The sequence below is a fragment of the Chitinophaga sp. 05T412 genome, from assembly GCF_056396465.1.
This window is the reverse complement of sequence record NZ_JBFTLN010000003.1, coordinates 588,625-613,967: the sequence shown is the minus strand read 5'-3', so window position 1 is coordinate 613,967 and position 25,343 is coordinate 588,625. Positions and strand designations below refer to the sequence as shown.

17 protein-coding genes are annotated in these 25,343 nt (G+C 46.1%); 15 read left to right on the top strand and 2 right to left on the bottom strand.

Annotation, left to right across the window (positions count from 1 at the left end):
• Positions 1 to 48: 48 nt before the first annotated feature.
• The 9 genes from AC1DFM_RS09750 to AC1DFM_RS09710 all read left to right on the top strand — a co-directional run bounded on the left by AC1DFM_RS09750 (position 49) and on the right by AC1DFM_RS09710 (position 12,255).
• The gene (locus AC1DFM_RS09750) at positions 49 to 3,372 is read left to right on the top strand and encodes a TonB-dependent receptor (protein ID WP_477076524.1); all 3,324 of its coding nucleotides are present in this window, start codon (positions 49 to 51) and stop codon (positions 3,370 to 3,372) included.
• 10 nt (positions 3,373 to 3,382) lie between these two features.
• Positions 3,383 to 5,074, top strand: coding sequence for a RagB/SusD family nutrient uptake outer membrane protein (locus AC1DFM_RS09745; protein ID WP_477076523.1), 1,692 nt, complete (start codon positions 3,383 to 3,385; stop codon positions 5,072 to 5,074).
• Between the two features lie 417 nt (positions 5,075 to 5,491).
• Complete coding sequence (locus AC1DFM_RS09740) at positions 5,492 to 5,989, top strand: hypothetical protein (protein WP_477076522.1); 498 nt, start codon at positions 5,492 to 5,494, stop codon at positions 5,987 to 5,989.
• 32 nt (positions 5,990 to 6,021) lie between these two features.
• Positions 6,022 to 6,615, top strand: coding sequence for a hypothetical protein (locus AC1DFM_RS09735; protein WP_477076521.1), 594 nt, complete (start codon positions 6,022 to 6,024; stop codon positions 6,613 to 6,615).
• A gap of 76 nt (positions 6,616 to 6,691) precedes the next feature.
• Complete coding sequence (locus AC1DFM_RS09730; protein WP_477076520.1) at positions 6,692 to 7,213, top strand: hypothetical protein; 522 nt, start codon at positions 6,692 to 6,694, stop codon at positions 7,211 to 7,213.
• 14 nt (positions 7,214 to 7,227) lie between these two features.
• A complete protein-coding gene (locus AC1DFM_RS09725) occupies positions 7,228 to 8,139 on the top strand; it encodes a DMP19 family protein (RefSeq protein ID WP_477076519.1) in 912 nt (303 codons plus the stop codon).
• Positions 8,140 to 8,465: 326 nt separating this feature from the next.
• Positions 8,466 to 8,906, top strand: a complete 441-nt coding sequence (locus AC1DFM_RS09720; protein WP_477076518.1) for a hypothetical protein — start codon at positions 8,466 to 8,468, stop codon at positions 8,904 to 8,906.
• Positions 8,907 to 9,116: 210 nt separating this feature from the next.
• The gene (locus AC1DFM_RS09715) at positions 9,117 to 11,486 is read left to right on the top strand and encodes an ABC transporter permease (protein WP_477076517.1); all 2,370 of its coding nucleotides are present in this window, start codon (positions 9,117 to 9,119) and stop codon (positions 11,484 to 11,486) included.
• 37 nt (positions 11,487 to 11,523) lie between these two features.
• Complete coding sequence (locus tag AC1DFM_RS09710) at positions 11,524 to 12,255, top strand: hypothetical protein (RefSeq protein ID WP_477076516.1); 732 nt, start codon at positions 11,524 to 11,526, stop codon at positions 12,253 to 12,255.
• Between the two features lie 47 nt (positions 12,256 to 12,302).
• On the opposite strand, the gene AC1DFM_RS09705 is transcribed toward AC1DFM_RS09710, so the two are convergent.
• On the bottom strand, positions 12,303 to 13,226 hold the full coding sequence (locus AC1DFM_RS09705; protein WP_477076515.1) for a helix-turn-helix transcriptional regulator: 924 nt from the start codon (positions 13,224 to 13,226) through the stop codon (positions 12,303 to 12,305).
• 93 nt (positions 13,227 to 13,319) lie between these two features.
• Between AC1DFM_RS09705 and AC1DFM_RS09700 the strand changes: the two genes are divergently transcribed.
• The 6 genes from AC1DFM_RS09700 to AC1DFM_RS09675 all read left to right on the top strand — a co-directional run bounded on the left by AC1DFM_RS09700 (position 13,320) and on the right by AC1DFM_RS09675 (position 23,945).
• On the top strand, positions 13,320 to 14,192 hold the full coding sequence (locus AC1DFM_RS09700) for an NAD(P)H-binding protein (RefSeq protein WP_477076514.1): 873 nt from the start codon (positions 13,320 to 13,322) through the stop codon (positions 14,190 to 14,192).
• A gap of 100 nt (positions 14,193 to 14,292) precedes the next feature.
• Positions 14,293 to 15,015 carry a metallophosphoesterase family protein gene (locus AC1DFM_RS09695; protein ID WP_477076513.1) on the top strand — a complete coding sequence of 241 codons (723 nt, stop codon included), beginning with the start codon at positions 14,293 to 14,295 and terminating at the stop codon, positions 15,013 to 15,015.
• Positions 15,016 to 15,234: 219 nt separating this feature from the next.
• The gene (locus AC1DFM_RS09690) at positions 15,235 to 17,784 is read left to right on the top strand and encodes a GH116 family glycosyl hydrolase (protein ID WP_477076512.1); all 2,550 of its coding nucleotides are present in this window, start codon (positions 15,235 to 15,237) and stop codon (positions 17,782 to 17,784) included.
• A gap of 108 nt (positions 17,785 to 17,892) precedes the next feature.
• A complete protein-coding gene (locus tag AC1DFM_RS09685; protein WP_477076511.1) occupies positions 17,893 to 20,976 on the top strand; it encodes a SusC/RagA family TonB-linked outer membrane protein in 3,084 nt (1,027 codons plus the stop codon).
• Between the two features lie 10 nt (positions 20,977 to 20,986).
• Positions 20,987 to 22,786 (top strand): RagB/SusD family nutrient uptake outer membrane protein, encoded by a 1,800-nt coding sequence (locus AC1DFM_RS09680; protein ID WP_477076510.1) that lies wholly within the window; start codon positions 20,987 to 20,989, stop codon positions 22,784 to 22,786.
• Positions 22,787 to 22,802: 16 nt separating this feature from the next.
• On the top strand, positions 22,803 to 23,945 hold the full coding sequence (locus AC1DFM_RS09675) for a hypothetical protein (RefSeq protein ID WP_477076509.1): 1,143 nt from the start codon (positions 22,803 to 22,805) through the stop codon (positions 23,943 to 23,945).
• Between the two features lie 121 nt (positions 23,946 to 24,066).
• Here AC1DFM_RS09675 and fucP read toward each other — a convergent pair whose 3' ends face one another.
• Positions 24,067 to 25,341, bottom strand: a complete 1,275-nt coding sequence (gene fucP / locus AC1DFM_RS09670) for an L-fucose:H+ symporter permease (RefSeq protein WP_477076508.1) — start codon at positions 25,339 to 25,341, stop codon at positions 24,067 to 24,069.
• Positions 25,342 to 25,343: the final 2 nt, after the last annotated feature.

Below are 25,343 nucleotides of genomic sequence, written 5' to 3'. Positions count from 1 at the left end.
CCACGTTCAACACCTGCCTGAATATCTATAAAACTCAACCAAAAGATCATGATGGAACTGCTTACCATTTCCCGCTCTCAGGGAAGGAGGAGTCGCATGTCGGCACTACTCAAAACATGGCTGCTGGGCTGTTTGCTGCTGGCAGGCGTGTTTAACGTCAACGCACAAACGCAAACAGTAAAGTTATCGGTCAGTAAAATGCCGTTGGACAAAGTATTCGACCTGCTCAGCAAACAAACCGGCTATCAGTTTATCTGTGATGAAAAACTGTTGGAAAATGCGCCACCGCTGAGTGTAGAGATTAAAAATAAATCACTGGACGAGGCATTGAAGATCTGCCTGAAAGATCTGCCACTCACCTACGTGATTAAATACAATACCGTTGTCATAAAAAAAAGCTCGGTTGGCGCCAAAGTCGCGCCCGGCAACGGAAAAGATATACCTGGTAAAACCATCACGGGCACTATCACCGATAGCACGGGCACTGGCTTACCCGGTGTATCCGTTGGCGTGAAATCTACGTCGAAAGGCGTACAAACCGATGTCAACGGACATTTTACCATCAACAACATTACCAATGAGGACGTACTTACGATCAGCAGCATCGGCTATCAGACCATACAGGAACCGGTAAAAGAGCAATCCACTTTTCATATCCGTTTATCCCCTACACCTAAATCGCTTGTAGAAGTAGTGGTAGTGGGCTATAGCACGCAGAAGAAAGTAGACCTCACCGGCGCCGTCGCTACTGTATCCGGCGAAATGCTGGCAGCCAGGCCGGTAGGACAAACCTCCGCCGGCCTGCAAGGCACCATGCCCGGCGTGACCATCACGCAAGGGAATGGCAAACCCGGCGGCGATGGCGGCTCCATCCGCATCCGCGGCTGGGGCACCTTGAAGAACCCCGATCCGTTGATACTGATAGACGGGGTAGAAGGATCTATCAACAACATTGACCCTAATGTGATTGCATCTGTTACGGTACTGAAAGACGCTGCCTCTGCTTCTATCTACGGTTCGCGTGCAGCCAATGGCGTTATATTGGTCACCACCAAGAGAGGGAAGAGTAGCAAACTTTCCATCAACTACAACGACTATGTAGGCTGGCAACGGGCTACCAATCTGCCGGACCTGACTAACGCGCTCGACTATATGTTATTGGCGAATGAAGCCTATAAAAATTCTGGTCGTACTCCCCTCTACGCAGAGTCCCTGTTGGAGAAATACCGCCGGCAAGGCAACGGCAGCTCCGATTCTCTGCCCAACACCGACTGGCAAAAGGCTGTGCTCACCGGTTCCGGTTTTCAGCAAAGTCATTTCTTAACCGTGAATGGCGGTACCGATAAAGTGAAAATGTTACTGTCGGTAGGTTACTTCGATCAAAAGGGGTTGATTAAACAATCGGAGTTTAAGCGCCTCACCGTTCGCGCCAACAACGATATCATCTTTTCTAAAAAACTGAATATGCAGTTTGACCTGCAATATATCAGTCCTGTTACCACAGAGCCCTCCGCCGGCGTAGATGCCATCTTCGCCTATATGAATAACATTTCTCCCAATCAGCTGGCCGTGAACGCCAATGGTACCCGCGGCGACGGATGGGTGGGCAACAACCCCGCTGCTTCCGCCAAAGAAGGGGGAATAAAGAAATTAAGCGCTCCCTGGGGAAGTCTTAATACCACCATTAACTATCAGCCCGTAGAATGGCTGACTGCTTCGTTTAATATCGCCCCTAAATACATACAAACCTACACGAACAGATTCTCAAAAGCGCTGCAGACCTATCACCCCGATGGTACACTGGCGAACAGAAATCCACAGATCAGCTCATTGGAGGTCACCAGTCAGCGGGAGTTTTATAACAACATGCGCGGTACGCTCACCTTTCACAAAGCCTGGGGCAAGCATGATGTAAAAGTGTTGGCAGGCGCGGAGCAGAACAACTACCGCCAGGATGTATTATCTGCTTCCCGCGATAACTACGTATTACCCGATTACCCCGTGCTGGACGCCGGTGGCGCAGGCAATATGAAGAACGGAGGCGGTGGATCTGAATGGTCGCTGCGTTCGTTTTTCGGCAGGATAAATTATAACTATAAAGAAAAGTATCTGCTGGAAATGAATATGCGTAACGACGGATCTTCCCGTTTTGCCGAAGGACGGAAGTGGGGCGTATTCCCCTCCGCCTCTGCCGGCTGGCGTATTTCTGAGGAAGACTTCATGGCGGCATTGAAGCCTACAGTGAATGAACTGAAACTCCGCGGCTCCTGGGGAAAATTGGGGAATCAAAACATCGGTACGTATCCATCGGCTACGGTAGTGAACCTCAGCTCTTATACTATCGGCGGACAAATCGTTAACGCCGCCGCTATGGACGCTTTGGCGAATAAAAATATCACCTGGGAAACCACCGGGATGACGGACGTAGGATTGGACATCACCTTGTTTTCCCATCTCTCTATAACAGCAGATTATTATAGCAGCAAAACAAAAGATATTCTCTTATTGCTGAACATCCCGCTGATCACGGGTTTAAAGGCGCCTTATCAGAACGCCGGTAAAGTGAGCAATAAAGGCTGGGAGCTGGGACTCAACTACGATGGCGCCATCAAAGATTTTAAATACAACATCGGCGTGAATCTATCAGATGTTAAGAATAAAGTGGTAGACATGCATGGTATCAATCAATCGGCCGTAACCGTGAGCAGAGAAGGCTATCCCGTGAATGCCATCTTCGGCCTGCAGGCAGAAGGCTTCTTCCAGGATGCGGATGAAGTAGCGAAACACGCCACGCAATTTGGCACCATTGCACCAGGAGATATCAAATACAAAGATCAGAATGGCGATGGCATCATCAATGAAAGTGATAAAGTGATCCTCGGTAACACCGTTCCCCGTTATACCTACGGGGTGAGCCTGAATGCCGCCTGGAAAGGCTTTGATCTCGGCTTGTTTCTGCAAGGCGTAGGTAAAGTAGATGGGCTGATTTATGGCGCCGGCATCATGCCGTTTTATGTGAGTTCAGTAGGTGGCACCGCACAAGAACGATTCAAAGATTACTGGACCCCGGAACATACAAATGCCGCTTTTCCGCGATTGGTATTTGGGGGTACCAACAACCAACAAATTTCCAGCTTCTGGATGAAAAGCGCTGCCTACCTGCGTTTGAAGAATCTGCAAATTGGATATACGCTCCCCGGTCACCTGGCCAGATCGATGAAGCTGAATAGTCTTCGTGTTTTTGTAAACGGCTCCAACCTGTTTACCGCCGATAAATTCTGGAAGGGATATGATGTGGAAACCGCTGTTGGCGTGGCGGATAACTATCCTGTGATGAAAGTCTACAGTTTTGGTGTTAACGTAAATTTCTAAAACCATCGTTATGAAAAATCATTTGCTTTATATACTCCTGATCACACTGCTGGCAGCACAAGCCTGCAATAAAGATTATCTCGATAAAAGCCCGTTGAACGGTCCTTCTGATGCGGCTTATTTTAAGAACCAGGATGAACTGTTGCTGGCGGTCAACGGCTTGTATCGCGCCATGAACAAGCCGATGGACGACTACGATCCCGGACAGCTGGAAGGGCCCAATATCAGCCTGATGCTGGATGCCGCTACTGACATCGGCTACGAACGCAATGCCAGCGATCTCCAAAAAATTGGTACCGGCAATCATGACGCTAACAACACCTACACACAAGGGTTGTGGACGGATTTTTATAAAGTGATTGGTCGCTGTAACTATATCCTCGACAATGCGGATAAAGTGAAATCTGTCACAGATGCTACTTTGTTCAGGCGCAGCATAGGCGAAGCAAAATTTGTTCGCGCCTACATGTATCAGCAACTTATTTCCTTATTCGGTGGCGTACCGTTAGTAACGCATACGCTTACACTGGAAACAGCGCAGATTCCACGTAGTGACAAGCAGGTAGTGCTCGATTTTATCTTCCAGGAATTAGACAGCGCCGCTGCTGCTCTCCCGGCTACTTATACTGCTGTAGACGCTGGTCGCGCTACGAAAGGCGCTGCACTGGCTATTAAAGCCAGAGTAGCTTTGTATAATGAAAAATGGAAAGTAGCGGCTGATGCTGCCAAAGCAGTGATGGATTTGAGTGTGTATAAACTGGAAGATAATTTCCCACGCTTGTTTTCCTATGATAATAAAAATTCTGCCGAAGTAATTCTTGCCCTGCAATATCAGTTACCTGTGATCAACTGGGGTGGGCCTTATCCTATCCTMTGCCGCAATGCCGGCGGCGCTTCCAACAAAGTGCCTTCGCAATCCCTCGTCGATAGCTACGAATGCACAGATGGGCTCACCATCGATAAATCGCCCCGCTATGATCCGGCGCATCCTTTCAATAACCGCGACCCCAGGCTTGGCTACACCATTGCCTTACCCGGCTCTATATTTTTCAACTACCAGTTTGAAACGCATAAAGACAGCCTCCAATGCTGGAATTATAACACCACGCCGGCTACGCGGATCGTGAACCAGGATGCCGTGAATGCCTATGCATCTTTCACCGGCTACTGCTGGCGTAAGTACATAGATTTAAAAGATAAAGACAACATGCGGCAGTCGACCATGAGCATCACGTTGATCCGCTATGCAGAAGTACTACTCACCTATACCGAAGCAAAGCTGGAAGCCGGCGAGCTAGATGCTTCCGCATTTCAGGCGATCAACGCCGTAAGGCAACGCCCTGGTGTAAACATGCCGCCTATACCTGTCACCGCTACACAGGCAGAGCTACGTTCTGCTGTACGTAAGGAGCGCATGTATGAACTGGCTTACGAAGGTTTCCGTTTGTTTGATATCCGTCGTTGGAAGATTGCCGAGAAAGTGATGAAAGGCCCATTGTACGGCCGGGTGCCGAAAGGACTGCTGGCCGGTGCACCGACGATAGATGCCAATGGGATAGCGGATTACAGCCAGGTGGCGAATAGAGCGGATATGCGGATAGTGGAAGTGCGGACGTTTAATCCGGGAAGAGATTATTTGTGGCCGATTCCGTATATAGAAACGCAGACGGACCCGAAGATGGTGCAGAATCCGTTGTATTAGGTACTTGAACAGATATTGGAAGCTGTATTTCCTGATTAGATAAAAATATTGTTGATGATTATTCTCAGGTGCTGATCTCCCTGAAAGCTCCCGGAGTGCGTAAAAGCGTTCGGGAGTTTTTATATGAATCCGGTGCGTATGGAGATGGTGGGAATCGAACCCGTTTCCAATGTTACTGGTATTCCTTCTTCCTTGCTATCATCTATTGATAATGATACTCCCCGGAAAAAAAAGCTGAAATTAAATGCTTTTATACGAATATTGAGCATAATTGGGCCCAAAAGACTTATGCCCGGAAAATCCCAGGATGCCAGGTTTCCCTGATTCATTTTATGAGTTCATAGTTAGGGAAAGCGATGAATCAAAATGTGAAATTTCCTATATTCAAGCATATAGTTATTAATTATCAAGATACCGATGAAGTATTATTTTTTATCCTTATTGCTTACCTTTTCTTGTGCTTGTACACGGGTTTTAAAAAATCCCCAAACCACTATTAAAGACAACAGATGCTACGATTCTTTAGGGCATTTACTCACCGGAAAGGTGGAGGTTTTTCATTCTAATGGAAGAATCTCCTATTCTTCTTTTTATAAGAACGGTATTGAGGAGGGTAAGTGGATATCGTATGACCTGACAAACACACCAGTACAGGAGGGGTATTATTCCCGAGATCCTGATTTAGAGGCATTAGTGTCCAGGAGGTATAAGGTAGATTATGCCATTTTGGATAAGTGGAGTGAAGGCGATATACATTTTGTTTCGGGATACGTGGCGTTGAAAGGTAGATTACCCCAAATACCGAAAGACTCTCTGATGGCCTATATTAATTATCTTGATAAGTATAAAGTGGCGAATAAGGAAATACAATTACGGTACAATGAGGAGATCATTGGCGAGGTGCGGATTTGGTAATTTATATTTCGGAATACTCCCTAACCTTTTTTATGATAAAGCACATACAATTTTTATTACTTGCATTCATTATTCAAAGCTGCGCTAATAACAATTCCGTTAAGACGGTGGCAGCTCCCATGGATACATTGCAATCCGATACTAAACCTGCTGCAACAAGCTCTTTAAATCATTCTCTAAGTAGTGTAGAAAGTCTGATGAAATTCATAGATAGCTCATCTACAATAGATGGCCTCAAAGAGTCAGATTGGATTGATACTTTTTATTCTCCTGTTCTCACTAAAGATACAATGTTTGTAAGATTAGGATTTAAAAATAACGAACCTTTTGTATTAAGCTATTCTAAGCTGGATAAAAGTGGAAAATTAGAAGGTAAAGGAAGAATATTCTTTCTGGAAAAATGCATAGTTAATCAAACTATTTGGCTATACAAAGATCCCGTTGAATATGATGTTTGTGAGAATCAGACAACGTTTTTTAGTTTTATGAAATATATTGAAGAAGAGAATTTTATTATGAATGAGCCTTCGCCTGAAAAGAAAGAATCTGATAAAATTCAATTACTTAAGCGAATAAATGAATTCAAAATTTTTTTTCCGGGACGCCAATTTCCTATAGGAAAATAGGGACTTAGTCTTGATGATTTGAAAGATATATTGGATAATATTTTCAATAGCTGGTCGGATACTAACTAAATCTGCGATGAAACTTTCTCTCTTTTTAATTTGTATATGCCTACCTGTATTGCTGTGTGGGCAATCTATTTGTGAAATAGCGAAGTCGCCTAAACGCTATTACAGCCTTTTGGAAAAGGATAAGTCTGGTCATCTATTTAAAAATGGACAAGATACCTGTGTCCTAAAAGTATTGGATTCATTAAAATCTTATGTCATCACCAATAATGATACTGCTGCATTGGGTATCCTGAATACGATCTCTGGACAAAGCGATGGGTATGTGGCAGAGGCGATGGATGGTATTGCAGCAAACATTTTTTATAGAAAGACTCCCCTTTTATTGTGGTTTTGTGATATGAATAAGAACAGCAAGTTGGAGACCAATTTAATATTAGCTTTAAGTATGGAGGTTTCAGTGGATAAAAAGACCGCAAAAAAGAGAATTGATCGATTTGTTGCGAAAACAAAGAAGGAAAGCCTTACTTCGTCGCAGTTGACGTTACTTGATAGTATTGTAAAAAGAATAGACCCGGGCATTTGGAATTAGATAATAGTAATGATATGGATGCTAAAGGAAAAGTTGATGAAATATTTGCTGCTGCCGTAAAAGGCCTAAGAGAAGAATGGTTCAATTTTGCAGATGATAATTGGTATCAGTACGTAATGAATTTACCGGTTCACGAGAAGGTGACTTATCTGGTAATCATACTCGAAGCACAGGTGTTGAACGGTGGATTTGATCAGTATTTTGCAAATCGTTATGGAATATTTGCCAATATGACTATTGAATCATTGAACCTCATAGGGGCCGTGAAGAAGGCGGCACTTCTGGAACGTGCTGTAGCAATTGTGAATGTGGACAATGATTCGCAGGATGTTTTTATGCAAAAATTAATAGTAGGAGAATTACACTTTTTTCGCAAGGATTCACCTGCTATGTTTATTTTGGATGTACTGGACGATGAATATTATGCTCACGAAGATGGAGATTTAGTCGACATGTTGGCTGGCTTTTATCAAAACATCGGAGTTGTAATAGAGACATTTGATATGCCGGAGTTAGATAATAAATTGGCGTCTGGAGCTAATGAACTGGCGACTAGACTTAAATGGAGGCTTCAAGAGAAACGCATTGACGGTATTAACATCAAACAGGAGCATCATTATTGTAAGGAGGGAGTACAGTATACCGTAGAAGTAATAGATTTAATGTACAAGGATGATGCGGTGAGATATGGGGCTGCTGAGGATTATGGGCTGGTGCTGACGGTTTCGCTTAACCGGCCGGATCAGGAATGGGCGCTGGATTTTTCCATTATGAGATCATACGGTGAAATACTTCATGAGAGAATAATTGAATTTGAACAGGAAGAAGAAGTKGATTTGGAAAGTATTGAAATGTTGTACCAGGAGATGGAAGATTTATTAATGCATATTTTAGTAACGATATATCGAAAGCCAACGGAGTTTTAATGAAGAATTTTGAATTAATCCAATATTTTTTCAATGCAGTTCATCCTGGAAATAATACTTGAAGCTATTGTTCTCATTCTTTTCTCCATCCCCGGTGCATTTATCAGGTGGATCTTTATGCGAAGAAAACGCTCATATAAGCAAGTACTCCTTGATGATGATGGGGGAAATGTTGCAGTTGGGGTGGTTGTAACGGTGATAGCTATGGCTATCTTGGCTATCGTAGATAATTGGAAAAGTTGTAACGTATGAAGGGCTTAAGATTGATAATTGAGGTTTATAAGATTTCTTACAAATAGATTGATAACAATAAAAGATAATTAAACATGGCGAGTAGTTTTATCAATTTTAAGGGTAACGGATTTTGGATAAAGGATAATATTTTAAACTTAGCCCTTATTTTTCTGTATGCTAAAATGTCAGAATGTGAACTACCTTCATGGGCAATTGAGTTTAGAGATTTAATAAAAGAAAATGCAACCGGAGAGTTTTATGGCTTTGCGGATTTAGAACTGGATTTGTTTTTAACGAATGATGAAAGAACGTTGTTGTTTATAAACTTGCTGGATCAAACTATAGAAATATTAAGTGAAGTTGAGACAGACCTGGACAAGACTAAACTTTATGATGCCGTAAAAAACTCCTTTGTGCTTGATGGAATTAATATTGGAGCTGGTAGGACTATAAAAGTTTTAGAATATTTGAAAGAACTTGTAAAGGGTGAAGTAACAACAAGTGAATCAGACCCAGTAGATTATTTTTTTTGAAGAAAGGTTGTTAGTCGTGTTTCTTAAGATGTAATCCTACAAAATCACCTGAGGCAACAATTTCAACAAAACCGCACACCTGCTGTACGTTTTTGAACAATCCACCAACACGAAAATTCGTAAAACGCCCACTGTCAGTATATTATATTACTGGCACGTATTTTAGCCGATTGATTATCAGTATCGTCCATCTCAAAATGTCAGGTGCGCATGTTTAAAATTTATTTCAAACTCGCTTACAGGAATATCATCAAGGATAAAGCTTATTCCATTATAAATATATTAGGGCTAACAATAGGGCTGGCGTCGGCTATCCTTATTTTACTCTGGGTACAGCATGAATTAAGCTATGATAAATTTCATGAAAATGCTGGGCAGATATATCGTATCACCAGCGACTTTGGTGATTCAAAGAGTGCAGGAACTGCGGCAGGTATGCCCGGCGGACTGAAAGCAGAAATATCGGCCATAAAGAATGTAGTGCGTTTAGCCCCCACCTTTAATACTACCTTGCTGGAAACGGGCAACAAAAAATTTGAAGAAAAACGTGTGTTTTATGCTGACCCGGCTTTCCTTGATGTGTTTTCTTACCCGCTGGTGCGGGGAGATCATGCTACCGCATTAAACCAGGTAGATGCCGTTTTAATCACCCAGGAAATGGCTGCTAAGTATTTCGGAAAAGAAGATCCTGTTGGTAAGGTAATCCGGAAAGATAACAAAGAGAATGTGGTGGTAACGGGTGTGCTGGCTGATGTTCCGGCTAATTCCGATTTACAGTTTGACGTTATTTTCCCAATGGCTGCCTTAGCCAGAACGAACGATGACCTGAAAACTGATAATTGGGGCAACTACGCTTTTTACGGATACGTGTTACTGGATAAAAGCTTTGATCCTGCTACTGCCAATTTATGGAAGCTGGAAAAGCAAATAGACAAAATTGCTGCGCAGCATAGCCCCGGAACAAAGGCTTCGTTTCAGCTGCAGCCATTACCCAGTATTCATTTGGCGCCGGAAAGACAAGGAGATTTACCCGGACATGGTAACGCACAATATGTAAATACCTTTTTTATTATCGCGATGCTGATATTGGCGGTTGCCTGTATCAATTTTATGAATCTGGCAACTGCACGTTCAGCCCGGAGAGCGAAGGAGATTGGCGTGCGTAAAGTGGCAGGCGCCGTACGGGGACAACTAATCTTGCAGTTTTTAAGCGAATCTTTGTTGATTTCCTTTATTGCGCTGTTGCTGGCGCTGGGAATAGCCCTTTTATGCCTGCCACTGTTTAACGAAATCACCGATCGGAAATTGGCCATTGCTGCAGTAAGTCCGGGATTTTGGTTTGGCCTGGTGGGGATTGCTGTGTTGACCGGCTTAATCTCTGGCGGCTATCCTGCTTTATTTCTCTCTGGATTTAATCCTATTAAAGTGCTGAAGGGAAATGTAAAGTCTATGGGGGGAAATTTATTATTTCGCAATGCCTTGGTCGTAATTCAATTTACTGTTTCTATTGTTTTATTGGTAGGTACCATTGTTATTTACAATCAACTTCAATTTATCAAAAACCGGAACCCTGGTTTTGAGAAAGCAAATCTCTTATATGTGCAGATGACGGGGGATATATGGGACAAACAGCAGGCTTTTAGAAATGAATTGAAACAACATTCACTTACCAGCGATTTTGCCATTACCTCTGACCTGCCTACTAACCCGGGTGGCTGGACGCTAGATGTAGAATGGGAGGGCAAAGATCCTCGCGCGCAAATGGCGATCCCTGTAATGGCCGTCAATGAGGACTTTATCCATACCTTCAGGATGCAACTGGTAACAGGCCGGAGTTTTTCCAGTGCATTTAAAACAGATTCGGGCAATTATGTGGTGAATGAAAAAATGGTAAGTTTAATGGGCTTAAATACCAATACTGCCATAGGTAAACCATTAACGCTGTGGGGTAACAAGGGAACGATTATAGGTGTTGTGAAAGACTTTAACTTTAAAACGATTCATCAGGCGATAGAACCATTGGTATTATTGTATAATAAAATAGGTGGTTTTGCAGTGATAAGAACCTTGCCCGGCAAAACCAATGAAACCGTACAAACGCTGGCGGCCATCAATAAAACACTCAACCCGGCCTATCCCTTCAAATTTGAATTCCTGGACCAGGACATGGCGAACCTCTATAAAGGAGAGCAACAGATGGGCAGCATCTTTAATCTTTTTGCTATGCTGGGCATCTTTATATCTTGCCTTGGCTTATATGGTTTATCCGCTTTCATGGCGGAACAACGGACTAAAGAAGTGGGTGTACGCAAAGTATTGGGTGCATCTGTGCTTAATCTGGTTTATTTATTATCTATTAATATTACCTGGCTCATTATCATTGCTATCGTGATGGCTGTGCCGCTTTCCTGGTTGGCGGTGAACCATTGGCTCGCCGGTTTTGCTTATCATATACACGTTAGTTGGTTAGTATTTTTGGGCGCATCTGCGGCCGCTTTGAGCATTGCCTGGATGACGGTTAGCTATGAATCGATAAAGGCAGCCATTGTTAATCCTATTAAGAGTTTAAGAGCAGAATAATCCTCTTTGTTTAGTTGAAATAAACAAAATCCCTCCTGTGCTTGTTGTCCTCCTGGACACCAAAATAAATATGCGTCCCTCGAACGTGCTGGAAGACCTTGCACCACGTTTTCCATTAACCATTTCATCAAAAGCATCTCTTATGAAAAGCATGCAACTATTGTTTCTGATCGCCATTTTGTTTGCAGGATGTACTTCCACCAATTTGATCTCCTCCTGGAAAGATCCTGGTCTACAGCCGCAAAAGTTCAGTAAGATATTGGTCATAGGAATGGCGGGTTCAAAGGACCGCGATATCCGAGAGAACCTTGAAAATGCAATGGCGCAGCAATTGACCGCCAATGGTATGTCGGCAGCAACAGCGACCAGTATCTTTGGCCCCAAAACGTTTGAGAATTTATCTGAAGCGGAGGCGGTGAGTCAGATCAGTGATAAAGGTTTCGATGGCGTGATGATTCTTTCTTTATTGGATAAGAACAAGGAAAGGTACTATTCACCGGGACGGATGTCTTATACCCCGTTTGCGATGGTGCGTAGTCATTGGTATCCTTATTACCGGGTGATTTATAACCGCACGTATACGCCAGGCTATTACAATACTTCGGTTGATTATACGCTGGAGGCTAACTTATATTCAGCAAAGGGCGAAACCCTCGACTATTCCGCGCAGGCCAAAACATTTGATCCTTCCAATGCATCGGCGCTGGCCACCAGTTTCAGCAAAACGGTGATTGCCGATATGCTGAAGAAAGGAGTGATTACAAAATAATTTATCAGTAAGGAGCATAGTGGTTTGCCATTGGCGAGCCACTATTTTTATTTCCGTATATCCCGCGGCAACTGTCCAAACTTCTTTCTGAATGCGGCTGTAAAATGATGTGGATGTTTATATCCAATCCTGTCTGCCACCTCGCTCACATATAGTTTCTCCTCTTGTAGCAATCGTTTGGCTTCCTGCATCCGGATATCGCTGAGGTATCCAAATACGGTGGTGTTGAATAATTCCTTAAAACCGGTTTTAAGTTTCATTTGGTTAATACCGGCTTTGCGCGCCAGTTCCATCAGGGATAACGGCTGATCAAAATGTTGGGTGATGTAGTCTTTGATGTCGTGCAAACCGGCTATATCTTTTTTGGGTAAGGTGGTTTTTTTCGGGAGATGTATATCATCCAGTTGTTTCACTTGCAGCAGAAAAAGCTCGATGGCTTTGGCTTCCAGGTATACCGCTTTCAGATGGCCCTGGTAAGGTGCCTGTTGCAGGTTGTTAATGATGCTTTGCATAGCAGGCAACATAKGTGCGGTGAAGGCAGGGGAGGGCTGATTAAAGGTAGCATCTTGCAGGAAGCCCCGCATAAAAGGGCTTTCTTCCGTGAAGAGTTGCTGATAGAAATTTTCTGACAGCATCAGCTCAAAAAACAAACGGTTTTTGTGAGGGGTAGCTGCTACGGTCAATTCATAAGACGCCGGTGATTCCCGGTATATCACAAACTGTTTTTCAGGTATGGCAGCAGCAGCCGGCGTGTCATCCTGTATACGGAAATGGGATACAATGGCCTTTTTAGCGGGCTGGAAGGTCATCACTTTGGGGGTAGGGTTATGGTAGTTCCCCCAGCGGAAGTCAATTTCCCGAAGGGATAATTCTTCCAGTTGGATCTGAAATCCGGTGCCGTCGTGAAGGCGGACCTGCTTTTCCTGTACGGGTGCGGAATCGGTACTACCTGTCTGGCAACTGTTGAGCATAAAACTTCTTTTTGCGTTGATGAAACTTCCTTTTGCGTTAACCGGTGGGGGCAGCAGGCGGCTAACTTTGGCCTACTAAATTAAATCAATAAAATGGAAAACAATCAGTATGTCACCGTATTTGGTGCTACCGGAAAGATAGGTAGTGCATTGCTCAATTTTCTGTCGGCGGAAGGCATCCCGGCTATTGCCGTGACACGTAATAAAAGTAAGGCAGTAACGCTACCTTTTGTGGAGTGGGTAGTCGCAGATATGTTTGATAAAGCCAGTTTATACAAAACGATGGATCATAGCAACGCGGTGTTCCTGTCATCGGGTATGGGAGCTAATTTCGTGACAGAGCAGCAACAGGTCATCCAGGTGGCAGCGGAAACGGGAGTCGCGCACATCGTGAAGCTCTCTTCTGCAGCAGTGGGTAGCAGCATCGACCGTTCTGCTATTGCAGCGTCACATGGCGCCGTAGAAGACCATCTGAAAGCGGCCGGTATGCGGTGGACAATATTGCGACCCACGGGATTTATGCAAAATTGGTTGGGGGAATTTTCTCAGCGGGTGAAATCGCAACGTACTATCGAAGAAGCTACCGGCGATGGGAAGCGGGCATATATTGATGTGAGAGACATTGCAGAAGTGGCGGGTACAATTTTGAAAGCGCCGGTGGATCACGCAGGTAATACGTATATGCTTACAGGTGGGGAGGCCATCAATTATGCCCAACTGGCAACGATGCTGAGTACGTTGGCAGCGGAACCGGTGACGTATATTCCACTCACGCTGGAAGAAGGCCGGCAACGCCTGGAGCAGAAAGGATTACCCCCCTGGGCGGTGCAAACGTTTATGGCGTACACAGAAGTACAGCGCAATGGAGCCGCCGCATCGGTAAGTACTGTCGTGTCGGATATTCTTCAGAAACCGGCGCGCACTGCGGAAGCTTTTGTGCAGGACTATGCCGGTTGGTTCAGGTAAAAACGGCAAAATTTAAACAGGCAGCCGACCCGCATTATTGTGGGTCGGCTGTCTGTTTTTTTAGCGAAGGAATCCTTATATTTAATCATAATCCACTCATATGAAAAATGTGATCGCCTACATTACAGACCCTCATCTCGATGAAGCCGGGCTCGCCAGTTTCCCCGTGAACGTAAGGGAAGACATCAAAAATATGTTGCAGGAAGTGCATGCTGCAGGTATCAAAAACGTAGTGATTGGCGGCGACATGGGCGATAAGGCCTCACATACCTTTACCTTCGATCTGCTGCGCCAATACGCCGGTAATGTAAAGATCACCCTGGGTAATCACGACAAATTCAAGGAAGTCATTACCTACTACAACCCGTTGCCATCGGGCCGGGAAGAGATGTACTACTCCGAAGAACAGGATGGCTACAAACATATTTTCCTGGACTCTTCCGCCGAAGAAATCAGCACAGCACAACTGGAATGGTTCCGGCAGGAAATGCAAACCAATAAAAAAGTAATCCTGTTTGTGCATCATCCTATACTCGGTGTGAATGCAGAGGTAGACCGTGCCTACCCGCTCAAAGGCCGCGATGATATTGCCGCTGTATTGCAGCAACACCCGCACAACGTATATATCTTTTGCGGACATCTGCACCTCGACGATGAACAAACCCACGGCCATATTCAGCAGTATGTTACGCCCGCTGTTTCCGTGCAGTTTGTAAAAGATGCCGCTACGTTAGAAATGGACCATAAATTTTTCGGCTACCGGATTATTGAAATCAATGAAGATGGTATCGATACCGAAGTAATGCTCAAGCAACGCCCCTGATCAGAAAAAAAATTTGGATGCTCAGATAAATTATTTTAGTTTCATTGCTTAAAGTAATTTTTTTTATTGCTCATTTGCTTAAACGATTAAGCAAATGACTGCCACGGATATGAAAAACAGGAACGAAGTAGCGCACGCCAGCTCTGGGGCCACCTATGTATTGAGTACAACAACCGGGCATCACACATCTGCCGGTAGCTTTTATAAAATAATGCATCCATGAAAAAAAATAACAACCGACGTTTTTTTCTGAGAAATATAGGCGTAGCCTGCCTCGGTATTTCTGCACTGCCAGCAATAGCATTGGGTAAATCATCCATAGAAGAAGACACAGCAGACCAGCCCACACCGGAGAATGGCCGCCGCTTTAACGATACCTATAAAGGAAAATACAACAACCGCATCGCCTTTCCCATCGGGGGTATTGGCGCCGGTATGTTTTGCCTGGAAGGCACGGGCGCCATCTCGCATATGTCTATCCGGCACAACCCGGAGATGTTTTTCGAGCCCGCCATGTTTGCTGCCATCAGCATCAAAGGCGGCGCCACACGTGTATTGGAAGGCGCGGTGCCCGACTGGAAAAAGTTTGGACAACGCGATGCAGGCCTCGGCGGCACTGGTGGCGCTACCTGGGGACTGCCACGCTTTAAGGAAGCTACCATGAATGCCCGCTTCCCATTTGCGGATATCGTGCTACACGATCCCACTATGCCGGTGCAAGTGGCGATCAAAGGTTGGAGTCCTTTCATTCCCGGCGATGAAGACCACGCCAGCATGCCGGTAGGCGCGCTCGAATATCATTTCACCAATACCGGCAGCAAAACAGAAAGCTGCATCTTCTCTTATAATGCCCGCAATTTTATGCGGCAGGCCGATACCCTGCACACCGTGAAAGCCATGCCCAACGGGTTTATTTTGTCACAGGAAGCAACGGAGCATGCGGCGGAGAAACAAGGCCACTTCGCCATTTTTACAACGGAGCCGGAAACAGTGGTAGATCACTGCTGGTTCCGTGGTGGCTGGTTTGATCCATTGACCATGGTATGGAATACTTTGAAAGATGGGAACACGCGCAGTACGCCGCCGGTCGACAAAGACGCGCCAGGTGCGTCTCTCTTTGTGCCATTTCAACTGAAGCCCGGTGAGCAAAAAGTGATCCGCCTGATGATGGCCTGGTACGTACCCGACTCCAAACTACGTATAGGCGATAACGCTACCAGCGCATTCGGCGACTACTACAAACCCTGGTATAGCAACCGGTTTAAAAATATAGGGGAAGTAACAGATTACTGGAAGATGAACTACGCCGACCTGTATAAAAAAACCGCATTGTTTACCGATACTTTCTATAAAAGCAGCTTACCTCCGGAAGTAGTGGAAGCGGTAGCGGCTAATCTCACGATCCTGAAATCAGCTACCGTCATGCGCCAATACGATGGCCGCTTCTGGTGCTGGGAAGGTTCCGGCGATAACTGGGGTAGTTGTCATGGTACATGTACGCATGTATGGAATTATGCACAGGCAGTACCGCATTTGTTCCCGCGACTGGAACGCAGTTTACGCCACACCGAATTCAACGAAAATCAAAACACAGAAGGACACCAGGGATTCAGGGCGAACATACCCATTTCCCCGCTGGTACATAATTTTCATTCCGCTGCCGATGGTCAACTCGGCGGCATCATGAAAGTATACCGCGAATGGCGTATCAGTGGCGATACTGCCTGGTTACAGGAAATGTATCCCTTAGTGAAAGTGAGCATGGACTATTGCATCCGCACCTGGGACCCCCGGGGCAAAGGACTGGTAGAAGAACCGCATCACAACACGTATGATATTGAATTCTGGGGCGCCACCGGCATGTGTACCAGCTTTTATCTGGGCGCCTTGCAGGCATTTGCATTGATGGGCGCCGCATTAGGCAAAGACGTGGCTACCTACCAGGCACTGTATCAGAAAGGCAAACAACAATTGGAAACCACCCTTTACAACGGAGAATACTTTACACAAAAAATTCAATGGACCGGACTCAATGCACCAGACCCGGTAAAAGCACAATCCTTCAGCACACAATACGCCGATGAAGCCATTGCACTGCTGAAAAAAGAAGGCCCCAAATACCAGTACGGCGAAGGCTGCCTGTCGGACGGTATCCTCGGAGGCTGGATGGCGCGCGTATGCGGCATGAATGAACCTGCTGATCCCGCAAAAACGAAAAACCATTTGCTGGCCGTACATCGCTACAACCTGAAGAAAGATTTAAGTCAGCATGTGAACCCGCAACGCTCTACCTATGCCCTCGGCCATGAAGGCGGACTGCTGCTCTGCTCCTGGCCGAAAGGTGGTATGTTGTCGCTGCCATTTGTATACAGCAATGAAGTATGGACCGGCATCGAATACCAGGTTGCTTCCCACCTGATGTTTCATGGAGAAGTAGCCAAAGGACTGGAAATAGTGCGGGCCTGCCGCCAACGCTATGATGGCGCCGTGCGCAATCCGTTCAATGAATACGAATGCGGTCACTGGTACGCCCGGGCCCTCTCCAGCTACGGCCTGTTACAAGGACTCACCGGCCTGCGCTACGATGCGGTGGACAATGTTCTTCATATAGACTCCCGCATCGGCGATTTTAGCAGCTTCCTGGCCACCGAAAAAGGCTTTGGTACAGTGAGCTGGAAAAAAGGAATTCCATCGCTACACGTGGTGTATGGCACTATTCCCGCGACTCATGCCATCGTGAATGGAAAGAAAATACCGTTATCCGCATAATACGCACCCTTTTCACAGAATCATCAGACAGGCTTTTTATAGTAAACCGGTTTTAATCAATAGTTGCTTAAACGATTAAGTACACGAAATCACCAAAATCACACGTTTATGAAAGCTTCCCTGCAAGGAAGACCACCCATGCCACCGCGGATCATTCAAAGCGGCCTGGGCTTCCTGTTCTTTTTTTTCAGTAGTATCTATACCTTATCTGCACAAAAAGTGATCACGGGAAAAGTCACTGCGTTTGCCACCGGCAAACCTTTGGCAGAAGTGAATGTAGTGGTGAAAGGTACGCCGGTAGGCACTACTACCTATCCCGATGGTACCTATGCCATTAAAGTAGAACAAAACGTAACGCTGGTATTTACCTACGTAGGCTATGAAACCCAACTGATACCCGTGGGCAGCCAAACAGAAATTAATGTTGCCCTGAAACAACAATCCAGCACCTTAGGAGATGTAGTAGTGGTAGGATTTGGCAAGCAGAAGAAAATCTCTGTCACCGGCGCTATCTCCAGCGTGCCGGTGAACAACCTGCAGCGCATCGCTACACCGTCGTTGTCGAATGCCCTGGCCGGCAGCATGCCCGGCATCATTACCCGCCAAAGCTCCGGTGAACCCGGCTACGACGGCGCCGCCGTATTTATCCGCGGCTTCGGCACCTGGGCCAACAGAAGTCCGCTCATCCTCGTGGATGGCGTAGAGCGAGATATCAATAACCTCAACACCCAGGAAATTGAAAGCTTCTCTATCCTCAAAGATGCCTCCGCTACAGCGGTATACGGCGTAAGAGGCGCTAACGGCGTGATCCTCATCACCACCAAAAGAGGAAAGGTCGGGAAACCTGCGGTGGTATTTCGTACGGAAAATGCCACCCTCACCGCATTACGACTGCCCAACTATATCAACGGCGGTGAATATGCAGGTCTGGTAAACGAAGCACTCAACAACGATAACCTCCCCCTAAAATACACGCCGGAAGAACTACAGAAATTTAAAGATCATTCCGATCCCTATCTCTACCCCGATGTGAACTGGACCGACGCCGTGTTGAAGAAAAATACATTTCAAAGTATCAACAACCTCAGCGTAACTGGCGGTAACGAAATCATAAAGTACTATACCAATGTCGGCTATACGATTTTGAATGGTATCTATAAACAAGATCCGGCCAACGACTATAAAACCAATGCGCAGATGAAGCGCTACAACTTCCGCTCCAATGTAGACATCAACGTATCCAAAACCATTAGCCTGGAACTGGGCGTTGGTGGGGTTATTCAGCAAGGCAACTACCCGGGCACCCGCGCGCCTGATATTTTTGACGCACTGAAAATCACATCTCCCATTAACTATCCAAAAGTAAATCCGGATAACTCTATTGCCGGCGCCTCTACTTCCTACCTGCAGAATAATCCCTGGGGACTCGTTACCCGCGCCGGTTACACCCGGCAGGATATGAATACCCTGCAAGGTACTTTCAGTGGTAAATGGGATTTGTCGTCGCTCGTAACAGAAGGACTATCCGTGCGGGGCATGTTTTCTTATGATCATACCTACTTTGCTTCCACAGAAAGAAACAAGCAGTACGCCATTCAGCAATACCGCGGCAAAGACAATAACGGCAACGATCAATACGCCATTATCCGGGAAGAACAACCCATGGGATACAGGGTCATCAACCGGGCTAACCGCGCCGTATATACGGAGTTGGCCATTAACTACAACCGCAACTTCGGGGCGCACAACGTAACGGGCATGATCCTCGGCAACCGCCGCGAATACATTGACCTCACCGCTAACAGCACCATCAATAACCTGCCTTATCGCCGCCAGGGCCTCGCGGGTAGGTTGACGTACAATTTTAATAACCGTTACCTCGCAGAAGTGAATGCAGGCTACAACGGATCTGAAAACTTTCCCGAAGGAAAACAATATGGTTTCTTCCCCTCAGTATCCGCCGGTTGGGTGATCAGCAACGAAAGTTTCTGGCATATCAAAGCCATTTCCAATCTTAAAATCAGAGGTTCCTATGGTCAGGTGGGTAACGACCAAATCAGCATCGGTACAGATACCCGGCGCTTTCTGTTCCTTACCACCATTAACCGCAACGGACAAGACTATCTCTTTGGCGACAACCAACGTGTGTACGACGGATTCGATGAAGCACAGTTGGGGAACAACGACGTCACCTGGGAAGTGGCCAACAAAACAAACCTGGGACTGGATCTTGAATTATTCAACGGCGCCATCACGCTACAGGTAGATGGATTTAAAGAAAACAGAACCGGTATTTTAATTCAGCGCGGTGTTATTCCGCGCGTAACCGGCTACTTTCCCGGTATCCTCCCTTATGCTAATCTCGGTAAGGCAAAAAACAGTGGCATTGATGCCTTGCTGGAAGTTAAACGTACCACCCGCAGCGGCTTCTTCTACAACATCAKAGGAACGTTTACCTATGCCCGTAGTATCTGTACGCAGAATGATGATCCCATCCCGAAATATGCCTATCAGTCGTTTGTAGGACAACCCATCGATCAGCCCATGGGACTGGTAGCACTGGGCTTTTTCAAGGATCAGGCAGACATCGACAAAAGCCCTAAGCAAACTTTTATGGAGCAGGTACGCCCCGGCGATATCAAATACGAAGACAAAAACGGCGATAACATCATCGATGACTACGACCGCGTACCCATCGGTTATCCGCGAACACCGCAAATTGTATACGGCGCCGGCGCCAGCTTTGGCTACAAAGGATTTGAACTGAGCTTCTTCTTTACTGGCGCCGCAAAGGCCAGCCTCTTTGTAGATGGGCCATCCATGTACGCTTTCGCGATGGGACTCGGCACGTTTAACATCCTGCATGAATACTACGACAACCGCTGGACACCAGACAATCCGAACGCCAAATATCCACGGGTATCCCCGTTACAAAATCCGAACAACAACCGCACTTCTACCTTGTTCCTGCAAAATGCAGCTTACCTGCGATTGAAAAGCGCAGAAGTGGCCTACAACATTCACCTGAAACAAGGCCGCAAAGCGGGACTCGAAGGAATCAGAATTTTTGTAAATGGATTTAATCTCATGACCTGGGATAAAATAAAAGCCATAGATCCTGAATCAGAATATGGTACCGGCGGATATCCATTGCAGCGCAGTGTGAATTTTGGTACTCAGCTCACCTTTTAATTCATTCATGATGAAAAATATAATTGCCATCATATCAAAACAGCTTTGTGTACTTTTACTGGGCTTGCTCCTGTTGCCCTCCTGCACAAAAAACTACCTGAAAAAAGCACCGGACGAAGACCTGGATATAAAAAAGGTTTTTTCAGAAAGGAAGTATGCAGAATCCTTTCTCACGTCTGCCTATAGCAATATTCCGGTGATGCTGGGGGCGGCCGACTGGGACCAGCGCAATCCCTTTACCGGCGGCTGCGATGAAATGGAGATCACTTTTCTTGGCGCCTATTCACATATGCTCAACTCCGGCGCCTGGAGTGCCAACGATTACTTCCCCGATATCTGGGGATATATGTACGAAGGCATCCGCAAAACCAATATCTTTTTGGAAAATGTAGCACAGGTGCCTATGCCGGAAGAAGACCGGAAAAAATGGATCGGAGAAGCTACCTTTTTAAGGGCCTTCTTTCATTTTATGCTGGCCCGTATTTATGGCCCCGTACCTATTGCGGATCATGCCTATGCGCTCAACGAAGACTATACGAAAATACGCCGCGCACCTATCGATAAAGTGATTGGATTTATCACCTCGGAATGCGATAAATCTGCCGGGCTGCTCGACTGGACCGTAACACCTGATAAATACGGCCGTATTACGAAAGCTGCTGCCATGGCTTTAAAAGCACAGGCGTTGTTATACATGGCCAGTCCTTTGTGGAATGGCAACCCCGATTACACCGGTATCAAAGACAAAGAAGGCACCGCGCTTTTTCCTGCTTTTGATAAAGAAAGATGGAGAGCCGCCGCCGTAGCCGCCAAGGCTTGTATTGACGGCGCAGCATCCAATGGCTATAAACTGTATCGCTCCGCCTCCAATGATCCGGTGCGCAATTACCAGGAAATATTTATTGAACGGAACAATGCAGAAGTACTGTTTGCCCGCAATGCCGGTGAACACTCGCATTTTGAACGTTGCAGCAATCCCATCAGCTACGGCGGCTACTCCATTTTTTGTCCTACCCAGGAACTGGTAGACGACTATGAAATGGACAACGGCCTGCGCCCCATTACCGGCCACAATGCTGATGGTTCGCCTATTATCAATGCGGCGTCAGGATACGTAGAAACAGGTTATGTAACGGATAAGCATCCGAAAGATTATTATCCGGCAGGTGTGCGGAACATGTACGTGAAACGGGAACCACGCTTCTATGCCAGCATTAATTTTAACGGCGCCATCTGGAAAAACCGGGGCATACAATTCTGGAATGAAGGCCTGGACGGCAGAAAGAGAGCCGGTTCCGATTACTGCATCTCCGGTTACCTGATGAAGAAAATGGTCAACCCGACCTCCGACATCTTCCAAAACAGGTTTTCACTAAATACCTGGATTTATTATCGCTTAGGCGAAGTATATTTAAACTATGCAGAAGCGCTCAACGAAGCAGATGGCCCGGTAGCAGACGTATATCAATATGTAAACGCTATCCGCGACCGGTCCGGTTTACCAGGACTGCCAGCTGGTTTGTCGCAAACCGAGATGCGGGAACGTATTCACCATGAACGCCGCATTGAACTGGCGTTTGAAACGCACCGCTACTTCGATACCCATCGCTGGAAAACCGCTGGCGACATAGACAACAAAGAAATTCACGGCATGAACATTGGCGCCGGTGCTGCTCTCAACGACGATAATTTTTATAAAAGAACCGTAATAGAAAAACGCGTGTTTGTATCGCCCAAACATTATCTGTGGCCGATGCAACAAGCGGAGATCAATAAAAATCCCAACCTGGTGCAGAATCCGGGTTGGTAAATCAGTTTTTTGTAAGATGATAAACGCCACTCACCCCCACCGTATCAGTGGGTTATGCAGACGAATTTTTAGCAGGCTCGTTGCCGTTAGTATGTTATTACTACCGGCAACGCTCTTCGCGCAACAGAGCGCTACCGAATGGATACGACCCGAACATGCCGGGAGTCCACCGGTATGGGGGATTCGCAACGGCATTGTAGTAGCACTCTGGCCTGCGGCGATTGAAAATCCCCGACCCGGCAATGACGGCGGTCCCAGGGGATTGCTACGGATAGGCTACGAATGGCAACGCATCATTTACCATATCAACTACATCGCTATTGAGCCGGTGGTAAATGGGAATATGGAGTTCAGCGAAATATCGCCTTCACAGGTAGATGGTAAATGGGGCAAACTGATGTGGGCCGGTGAAACGGATGATCCGGCAAGGTTTTTAGCAGGTGCAGGTACGCGGGGAATTGTTGTTACAGATACGCTAAGCCAGATTGTGACCGATGTGCAACATCCGGAAAATACCGTTTTGTATCTCTATGTTTTTATGGAGCAATTTATCAATGGGGCGCATCCATATCTGCGACTCAGCATCCATAGCAACCGGCCGGAAGAGTTGTGTATTGAAGTGTTCCATCAGCCAGGTAGCGCTACCATGGATCGTTGCGGCGTTAGCGCCACCATGGGGAACTATTCCCGTTTAAGAAATTTATACCTGAAAGATACCATCGTAAATGCACGGAAATTATATGCGGGCTATCAGGATATTAATTTTATAGAGAAGGCTGCCTATCCGTTACCACAATTATTACACAATCATAGTGGCGATGTGATCGTGATGGCAACACCGGATGAAACATTAAATGAATTATCTGCCTGGCCGGAAACATCGGCCTATGCTACAAAGTGGGGGTGGCGTTATCGTCCTTTTTATAAGCTGATACAATATTGGCGGGTAGCAGCTACACATGCAGATCATTCGCTACAGGCAAGAGTGAATGGTCGCGCCAAATACTGGGGCGGAGGCAATGGAGATCCATCCGCATATATCAATATTCCCGGTGGCCCTTCTTTCGAAAACTTTGAATTACGACAATCATATCGCAGCGGCCAGCAATTTTATTTTGGCCTTACGCGTAAAACAATTGCCCAATTGTTATCAGAATAACAGCATCATTTAAAGAAGCTGAAAGCTGAAAGCAGAAAGCAAAAAGCTATTGAGGCGATTGATCAAAGCGAATTAATATCCGCAATGGTCAATCGCCTCAATAGCTTTTTGCTTTCTGCTTTCAGCTTTCAGCTTTTTGCCATGCATAATAGCCCACTACCGCAAAACAAATCAACGGCACCATATACCCCAGTTGTACATTGCTGTAGTAACTCACTGCGCCCAAACCCAGCGGTATCAAAGCACCGCCAACAATAGACATCACGAGAAATGCAGACGCAGATTTGGTTTCATTGCCCAGCTCATGAATCGCTAAGGAAAAAATAGTAGGGAACATAATCGACATAAAAAACTCTACCGCTGGTAACAGATATACACCTGTTCTACCGCCAACGCCTACACTATAACACAGTAGTAATACACAGGCGATACTATACCACAGCAGTAAACGGCGGGGTGCAATTTTCCGCATGAGGAAAGTACCCGCATATCTTCCCAACATAAAACATAACAATAGGATACCGAGGAGCGTAGTGGCTTCTTTTTCCGGCATATGTCCGCTATAACCAGCATAACGGATAAAGAAGCTGGAAATACACACCTGTGCGCCTACGTACGCAAATTGCGCCAACACGCCCCAACGAAAATGTGCGTGCCGGAATACACGAAAATTGATTTGCAGCCCATCACTGTGTTCTTCAGATATAGGCGGAAAGCGCACTACCATAAACAGTATGGCGGTGAGCACCAATACCCCCGCAATCACCAGGTAAGGCGCTTGTACAGAACGGGCTTCGGACAACAGGTATGCATTGAGCACGTCGGGTGACATATTGTTCAGCTGTTCATGCGTCAACTCTTTACCGGAGAGAATCACTTTGCTGAGAAAAAATGCTGCCACAAAGGCGCCCAGCCCATTAAATGCCTGTGCGAAATTAAGTCGCTGCACGGCAGTCTCCGGCGATCCCATCATGGTGATATACGGGTTGGCGGCAGTTTCGAGGAATGTCATGCCGGCAGCTACCAGAAACAAAGCAAAGAGGAACATACCGAAAGAACGCCATTCTGCCGCCGGAAAAAATAATACAGCGCCGGCAGCGGCAATTAACAGGCCGGTAATGATCCCTGTTTTGTAACTCCATTTACGCATCAGCCATGCAGCAGGAAGTGCAAAGAAGAAGTAACTGATCCAATAGGCGGCATCAATGAAGGCCGACTGGAAATCATTTAGCTGGCAGGCTTTTCGGAGGTGGGGAATGAGTACAGGAATGAGATTGCCGGTAAGTGCCCACAGAAAGAATAGGCTGATAATGAGTACAGAAGCAACTTTCAGGGAATGGTTACCCGAAGGGGCCGCAGTGGCCCCTGTTTTTACGTCGATTATTGTGGAATCCATAA

Coding starts and splice junctions, on each gene's coding strand:
- AC1DFM_RS09750 (WP_477076524.1), top strand. CDS start 49: ATGATGGAACTGCTTACCATTTCCCGCTCTCAGGGAAGGAGGAGTCGC.
- AC1DFM_RS09680 (WP_477076510.1), top strand. CDS start 20,987: ATGAAAAATATAATTGCCATCATATCAAAACAGCTTTGTGTACTTTTA.
- AC1DFM_RS09675 (WP_477076509.1), top strand. CDS start 22,803: ATGATAAACGCCACTCACCCCCACCGTATCAGTGGGTTATGCAGACGA.
- AC1DFM_RS09720 (WP_477076518.1), top strand. CDS start 8,466: ATGGCGAGTAGTTTTATCAATTTTAAGGGTAACGGATTTTGGATAAAG.
- AC1DFM_RS09740 (WP_477076522.1), top strand. CDS start 5,492: ATGAAGTATTATTTTTTATCCTTATTGCTTACCTTTTCTTGTGCTTGT.
- AC1DFM_RS09715 (WP_477076517.1), top strand. CDS start 9,117: ATGTTTAAAATTTATTTCAAACTCGCTTACAGGAATATCATCAAGGAT.
- AC1DFM_RS09735 (WP_477076521.1), top strand. CDS start 6,022: ATGATAAAGCACATACAATTTTTATTACTTGCATTCATTATTCAAAGC.
- fucP (WP_477076508.1), bottom strand. CDS start 25,341: ATGGATTCCACAATAATCGACGTAAAAACAGGGGCCACTGCGGCCCCT.
- AC1DFM_RS09695 (WP_477076513.1), top strand. CDS start 14,293: ATGAAAAATGTGATCGCCTACATTACAGACCCTCATCTCGATGAAGCC.
- AC1DFM_RS09730 (WP_477076520.1), top strand. CDS start 6,692: ATGAAACTTTCTCTCTTTTTAATTTGTATATGCCTACCTGTATTGCTG.
- AC1DFM_RS09700 (WP_477076514.1), top strand. CDS start 13,320: ATGGAAAACAATCAGTATGTCACCGTATTTGGTGCTACCGGAAAGATA.
- AC1DFM_RS09690 (WP_477076512.1), top strand. CDS start 15,235: ATGAAAAAAAATAACAACCGACGTTTTTTTCTGAGAAATATAGGCGTA.